Genomic DNA, 6,653 nt, shown 5'->3' with positions numbered 1-6,653 from the left:
ATGTTTGGTCTGCGGGATTTCTTCTTTTTGACAAAACATGGCAAATCCTTTATCATAGGAATAAGAATGATAATGTGAGGCAATAAAAGATATGAAGGAAACACCAGACAAGAAGCTTTCCATCATAGATGTGGCAAAGCTGGCAGGAGTATCTACAGCCACTGTTTCCAGGGTACTGAATGGGAACGGAGGTTATTCCAAGAAAACAGAAGAAAAGGTACTGCGTACAGTTAAGGAATGCGGGTTCACACCCAACGGGAATGCAGTCAGCCTGCGTACCAACCGCAGCCATTGTATCGGAGTGATCGTGCCGGATATTACCAATGAATTTTTTGCAAAAATCATCCACGAACTGGATATTTTTTTCCTGGAACATCACTACTCCCTGCTGATCTGCGACTCCAACGAAGATTATGAGCTGGAGGATATGTATATCCACAATCTGATCCAGAAGAATGTGGATGGGATCATATATATTTCCGGGCAGGACGAGATTAAGAATATCAGCAGTGTAGAGACGATCCCTATTGTTTACATTGACCGTTGTCCAAAGAATGCAAAGGTGCTGATCCAGTCGGATAATGAAGAAGGGGGATATCTGGCCACCCGGGAGCTTCTGGAGAGTGGCTGCAGGAATATTCTTCTGATGCGGGATCTGCGCTATGCGTCTACCATCCGGCAGCGTAAAGCAGGATATCTGCGGGCACTGGAAGAGGCAGGAGTGCCTTATAATGGCAAGCTGGAGATCGGGATCTTTCCGGATTACGAGGATGCCAGGATTATGATGGAGCGGGTACTTAAGGTGATGGGCTGTTATTTTGATGGTATTTTTGCTACCAATGACCGGATCGCCCTGGCGTGTATCCAGGTACTGATGCAGCATGGTTACCGTGTGCCGGAAGACGTAAAGGTGGTAGGCTTTGACAATGTTTCCCTTACAGAATTCTGCAATCCGTCTATCACTACGATCACCCAGGACACCAGATCTATTGCCCTTGCGGCAGGAAAGTCTGTGTTGGACCTGATCCACCACAAAAAGATAAAAGAAAAAATGACAGTGATTCCGGTAGCCCTGGAGCGAAGGCATTCTACCGAAACTGTCTGACCTGTATTGCATAATAAGACGGCCACCGAAAATACGGTGGTTTTTCTTATTTTTAGGAAAATGCTTCTGGAAATGGTACTCTCACATAACTGCATAAAAAATCCCCCCTAAAGCAAAAGTCCCCCCCTCTTTTCGGATTCGGCAGGTTGGGTTAAGATAATATCAACAAAGGAAAGCAAAACAGATGAGGGAGGGAATGGAATGAATAAGGTCATTGTCTCCATGGACAATATCAGCAAAAGTTTTCCAGGTGTAAAAGCCCTGGATCATGTAAAATTTGAGCTGCGTTCTGGAGAAGTTATGGCACTGCTGGGAGAAAATGGTGCAGGTAAATCCACACTGATGAAGATTCTCAGTGGTGTATATACCAGGGATGAGGGCACAATGGAAATTTTCGGGAAATCCTACGAGGATCTGACACCAAAGCAGGCGCAGGCAGCAGGAGTAGCTATCATCCATCAGGAACTGAATATGTGCCGTCATCTGACGGTAGCAGAGAACATGTTCCTTGGCAGGGAGATCAAGGGCGGTATTTCACTGAACAACAGCAAGATGCAGAAGGAAGCAAAAAAGATTCTGGATGATCTTCATATTGATATCAGTCCGGATCAGGTGGTTGGAGACCTTCCGGTATCCAAACAGCAGATGGTGGAGATTGCAAAAGCTCTTTCCATAAATGCCAGGATTCTGATCATGGATGAGCCTACGTCTTCTCTTACGGCTAAAGAGATCGATGATCTTTTCAGGATCATCCGGAAGCTGAGGGATGAAGGAAGAGGAATTGTTTATATTTCCCACAGGCTGGAAGAACTGTCCCATATCGTGGACAGAGTTACTATTATGAGAGATGGTCAGTACATTACCAGCGGTAATTTCAAAGATATGACCATGGACGAGATCATCCGCAATATGGTTGGTCGTGAGATTAAGGAAAAATTCCCAAGGGTAGAGTGTGAGAAAGGGAAAAAGATCTTTGAGGTAAAAAATCTGAATGCGGGAAAAATGGTGAGAGACATTAATTTCTCTCTGTATGAAGGCGAGATCGTAGGATTTGCCGGACTGATGGGAGCCGGCAGAACAGAGACCACCAGAGCTATCTTCGGGGTAGATCCTAAGGATAGCGGAGAAATCTATGTGGACGGCAAACAGATCCAGATCAGTTGCCCTATGGATGCGATCCGTAATGGCGTGGTGCTGGCACCTGAAGACCGTAAAAAGGATGGCCTGTGCACAAAGCTGAGTATCAGACAGAATCTGGCACTTCCCAATCTTGATCTGGTCTGCAGTAAAATGGGAGTAGTTAATTCTGCAAAGGAAAATGCCTTGTGTGAGAAAGCAGTGAAGGATCTGCAGATCAAAACACCAAATGTAGAAATTGATTCCGGTAATCTTTCTGGAGGAAACCAGCAGAAAGTAGTAGTTGGAAAATGGCTGGCAAGAGATTCAAGAGTTGTGATTTTTGACGAGCCCACCCGTGGAATTGATGTAGGAGCAAAGGTTGAGATCTATAATCTGATGAATGACCTGAAAAAACAGGGAATTGCAGTTATGTTTGTATCCTCGGAAATGCCTGAGGTTATGGGGATCGCAGACAGGATCATTGTTATGTGCGATGGAAGGATCACAGGAGAGGTTATGGCAAAAGAGGCCAGCCAGGATGAGATCCTGACAATGGCAACAGCATTTGAAAATAAGGGAATCCAGAGTAACTGACGATGGATGGGAGGAAAGAAAGATGAACAATAAACAACAAAGTCCCTTCAAGAAATTTGTGGGAATCAGGGGAATGGGGGCAGCACTCACTGCATTTGTGGGACTGATCATTATCTATATTGCGTTTGGTATCATTAATCCGGCAGTATTTTCCGGACAGAACATATTGAATCTGCTGCGCTCCATGTCAAAATACCTGCTGATCGGTATTGCACAGAGTTATGTACTGATCACAGGAAACATTGACCTATCCATTGGATCTATGGTAGGTATGAGTGCTATGATCACAGCAACACTGATGACAGGTGGAATGAATCCCATACTTGCAATTGTGATTGCACTGGTTGCATGTCTGGCAGTTGGTGTAGTAAACGGATATTTAGTAGGAAAATTCAAGCTTCCGCCATTTATCGCAACACTTGGCACCATGTTTGTGGCAAGAGGTATTGCTTACATGGTAAACGGCAACCGTAACACAGATGCCATTGCGACAGGAGTTGGAAAAGATACAGCAGATACATTCCAGAACTGCTTCTACTATGGAAAGACCCTGGGAATCTACAACACATTCTGGATCGCACTGATCATTTTCGTAGTATTCTTCTTTATTCTTTCCAAAACACGTACAGGCCGTCATATTTATGCCATCGGATCCAACGTGGATGCAGCAAAGCTTTCCGGTGTAAATGTAGTTTCCACCACAGTGAAAACATATCTGGTAAGCTCTGTGTGTTCCTGTGTTGTAGGTCTTATCCTTTGTGCACAGGCAGGTATGGGAAATATGGAAGCCGGAAACATGTATGAGATGTACGGCGTAGCAGCTGGTGTGATCGGCGGTGTTTCACCACTTGGAGGTACAGGTATCCTTCTTGGAACCTTTGCAGGAGCTGCGGTATGGCAGACACTGGAAAACGGACTGAATATGATCGGCGCACAGGTAGGTATCCAGAGGGTAGTGATCGGTGTGATCGTTGTAGCAGCTGTTCTTCTGGATGTAGTGGTAAGAAGCGGACAGTTCGGAAGACATAAGAAAAAATAATAAAATAAAAAAGAATTTCATAACAGGAACTAAACCGCAGATGAGAAGGCGGATAGTTATATAAAAATATTACAGGAGGGTTTTTACAATGAAAAGAAAACTTTTGGCAATGGTATGTGCAGTATCTATGATCACTTCTATGGGTGCAGTTGTTTATGCAGAAGATGATGTAAAAGCAACTGGCGATGAGAAGATCGCGCTGATCACTATGGATTCAATTGACCAGCATTGGATCACCTTAAATGAAGGCGCTCAGGAAGAAGCAAAGGAATTGGGAGTAACGGTTGATTTCATGTCCCCAAATACCAAGGATGATGCACAGCAGATCGAGTGTGTAAACAATGCAGTTGCAGGCGGCTATGATGCCATCATGGTAGCAGCAAACGGACCAGATGCTATTTCCTCTGCACTTCAGGAAGCAAAAGATCAGGACGTTAAGATCATTTATGTGGATTCGCCTGCAAATGTAGATGCGGAAGCAACATTTTCAACTGATAATAAGGCTGCAGGAAAAACAGCCGGTGAAGAAATGAAGAAAGCGCTGGAAGCAGCCGGCGTAACTTCCGGAAAGATTGGTGTGATCAATGTAAATGCTGCAACAGATTCCTGCGTAAATCGTGAAGAAGGCTTCAGAGAAGCATTTGATGGATCTGACTTTGAGATCATGGAAACACAGTATGGCGAAGGTGATGCTGCAAAATCCCAGAGTATTGCAGAGAACTATATTACACAGGGTGTTGTAGGTATCTTCGGATGCAACGAAGGCTCCACCACAGGTGCCGGAAATGCAATCAAGGCTTCCGGAAATACAGATATTATCGGCGTTGGTTTTGATAAATCTGATGCGATCCTGAATCTGATCGATGATGGCTACCTTCTTTGCACAATGGCACAGAATCCGGATGTTATGGGTTCCGAAGGCGTGAAAGCAGCTGTAAGAGCAATCGGCGGCGAGGATCTTGGTGGCGAAGTTACAGACACAGGCGTATCTGTACTTACAAAGGATTCTGATAAATAATAAGGACAGAAATGATCCTGACCAATACCGGGGGTGCTGCCAGAGGGCAACATCCCCTTCTTGCCTGCTGAAAGAAAAGGTATTATTATAAGAATAATAGTAATAGTAACTGTAAGGTACGGTACTGTTACAAAGATCAAAGATATAGTTTTAAAGGGGACGGGAAGACTATGGAAATCTTAAAGGTTGTGATCGCTGACGATGAGGTAAGGATCTGTCAGCTGATCCAGGCGCTGGTGGATTGGGATTCACTGGGGATGAAGGTTGTTGGAGTGGCTCACAACGGGGAAGAAGCTTGTGAGACAGTACAGAATTGTCAGCCGGATATTCTGATCACAGATATCCGCATGCCTGGATGCAGCGGTCTGGAGCTGGTACAGAGGGTAAAGGATGCAGATCCGGATCTGGAAGTGGTGATCATCAGCGGATATGCACATTTTGAATATGCCCAGCAGGCCATCAGCTATGGAGTTGGATACTATCTTTTAAAGCCTGTGAATAAAGGTGAACTTACAGAGACTTTACAGAAGCTTCAGAAGAGAATCCGTGAGCGTAAGGAATCCCGGCAGTCTCATCAGGAACTGGTGAACAGAAGCAGAAGGGATGATGACCACTTAAGAGCTAACCTGCTCCACCGTCTTTTGGATCAGCCAGAACAGGCTGTGTCGGAGGAAGCTCTTACAGGGATCTACCACTTACAGGTCAGCCCCGGAGTTTTCCAGGCCTTTTGTGTGAAAGCAGATTACGGACGGGAAAATCGTGGAACTCATACGGATGTGCTGATGGAGAAGGTAGAGGAAGTACTGGAAAGGAATCTGAAAGCACAGGGACGGGAATTGGTGCTTCTTACCAGGGAAGACTATTGTTATGGGATTCTGAATTATCCTGAAAAAGAAAAGGAACAGATTCGCAGAAGCCTGAAAAGCAGTCTGACACAACTGGATATTCAGAAAAATATGTTCCAGAGGGTCAGCTTTTCCATTGCGGCAGGAGCGGCTTATAAGGAGGCTTGCCGCCTGGGTGAATCTATGCAGGAGACAAGAAAGCTTATTCAGGAGCGGCTGGTAAGAGGCAATGGAAGGCTTTTGGAGCATTTAGGACAGCCGTCAGATCTTCCGGAAAGCCAGCTCCTGAACGATTATCTCAGGAAGATCAGCCATGCAGTGGAGATTTTCAGTATTCCCAATGGGACCGAGGCAGTAAGAGAGCTGCAGGAAGCTGTGAATCATCAGCCTGGTGTGCAGGGATGGCAGATCCTGGAGCTTATATATGGTGCTGCGGATATTTTTGCTGCCAGCATCCAGATCCAGAGTCGGACAGAAGTGCTTGACGATTTTCGGAAACAGTGTGGACAGTGTGGAAAAGCAGAAGAGATTTTCGGATGCCTTGTGGATTTCCAGGAAAAATACCTGAAGGAGCAGGCTGAAAGATATGAAAATGACACAATACGTCCTGTACGAAAGGCAAAGGAATATATACAGAATCATTATAGTGATCCCATCACCCTTGAGGAAGTAAGTGAGCAGGTAGGCCTGAGTTCGGCTTATTTTAGTGTTTTGTTTAAGAAAACGGAGGGAGAAGGCTTTGCAAAATATCTGATCAATATCCGGATGGAACAGGCAAAACTTTTGCTGCGTGAAACCAATCTTCCGGTAACGGAGATCTGCCGTAAGGTAGGATATAATGATCTGAAGCACTTTACACATACCTTTGAAAAAGCGGCAGGGGTAAAGCCATCTACATATAGAAAACTTTATGGATAAAGGCAGGATGCGAAT

At 45.0% G+C, this 6,653-nt stretch carries 5 protein-coding genes; all 5 read left to right on the top strand.

Annotated features, from left to right (window positions below; genetic code table 11):
* Window positions 1-91: 91 nt before the first annotated feature.
* The 5 genes from OCV61_RS04455 to OCV61_RS04435 all read left to right on the top strand — a co-directional run bounded on the left by OCV61_RS04455 (window position 92) and on the right by OCV61_RS04435 (window position 6,638).
* Window positions 92-1,105, top strand: coding sequence for a LacI family DNA-binding transcriptional regulator (locus tag OCV61_RS04455; protein ID WP_158420853.1), 1,014 nt, complete (start codon window positions 92-94; stop codon window positions 1,103-1,105).
* A 201-nt stretch (window positions 1,106-1,306) separates the two neighbouring features.
* Window positions 1,307-2,818, top strand: coding sequence for a sugar ABC transporter ATP-binding protein (locus OCV61_RS04450; protein WP_158420852.1), 1,512 nt, complete (start codon window positions 1,307-1,309; stop codon window positions 2,816-2,818).
* A gap of 22 nt (window positions 2,819-2,840) precedes the next feature.
* Complete coding sequence (locus OCV61_RS04445; protein ID WP_158420851.1) at window positions 2,841-3,857, top strand: ABC transporter permease; 1,017 nt, start codon at window positions 2,841-2,843, stop codon at window positions 3,855-3,857.
* An 88-nt stretch (window positions 3,858-3,945) separates the two neighbouring features.
* The gene (locus OCV61_RS04440) at window positions 3,946-4,875 is read left to right on the top strand and encodes an ABC transporter substrate-binding protein (protein ID WP_158420850.1); all 930 of its coding nucleotides are present in this window, start codon (window positions 3,946-3,948) and stop codon (window positions 4,873-4,875) included.
* A gap of 170 nt (window positions 4,876-5,045) precedes the next feature.
* Window positions 5,046-6,638: a response regulator gene (locus OCV61_RS04435; protein ID WP_158420849.1), complete on the top strand. Its 1,593-nt coding sequence runs from the start codon at window positions 5,046-5,048 to the stop codon at window positions 6,636-6,638.
* Window positions 6,639-6,653: the final 15 nt, after the last annotated feature.

Source organism: Blautia ammoniilytica (assembly GCF_025566965.1).
In the GTDB taxonomy this organism is placed as follows: Bacteria; Bacillota; Clostridia; order Lachnospirales; family Lachnospiraceae; genus Blautia_A; species Blautia_A ammoniilytica.
This window is presented reverse-complemented; position numbering and strand designations above follow the sequence as displayed.

Excerpts from the sequence above, each read along its gene's own strand:
- OCV61_RS04450 (WP_158420852.1), top strand. The coding sequence starts at position 1,307 with ATGAATAAGGTCATTGTCTCCATGGACAATATCAGCAAAAGTTTTCCA.
- OCV61_RS04440 (WP_158420850.1), top strand. The coding sequence starts at position 3,946 with ATGAAAAGAAAACTTTTGGCAATGGTATGTGCAGTATCTATGATCACT.
- OCV61_RS04445 (WP_158420851.1), top strand. The coding sequence starts at position 2,841 with ATGAACAATAAACAACAAAGTCCCTTCAAGAAATTTGTGGGAATCAGG.
- OCV61_RS04435 (WP_158420849.1), top strand. The coding sequence starts at position 5,046 with ATGGAAATCTTAAAGGTTGTGATCGCTGACGATGAGGTAAGGATCTGT.
- OCV61_RS04455 (WP_158420853.1), top strand. The coding sequence starts at position 92 with ATGAAGGAAACACCAGACAAGAAGCTTTCCATCATAGATGTGGCAAAG.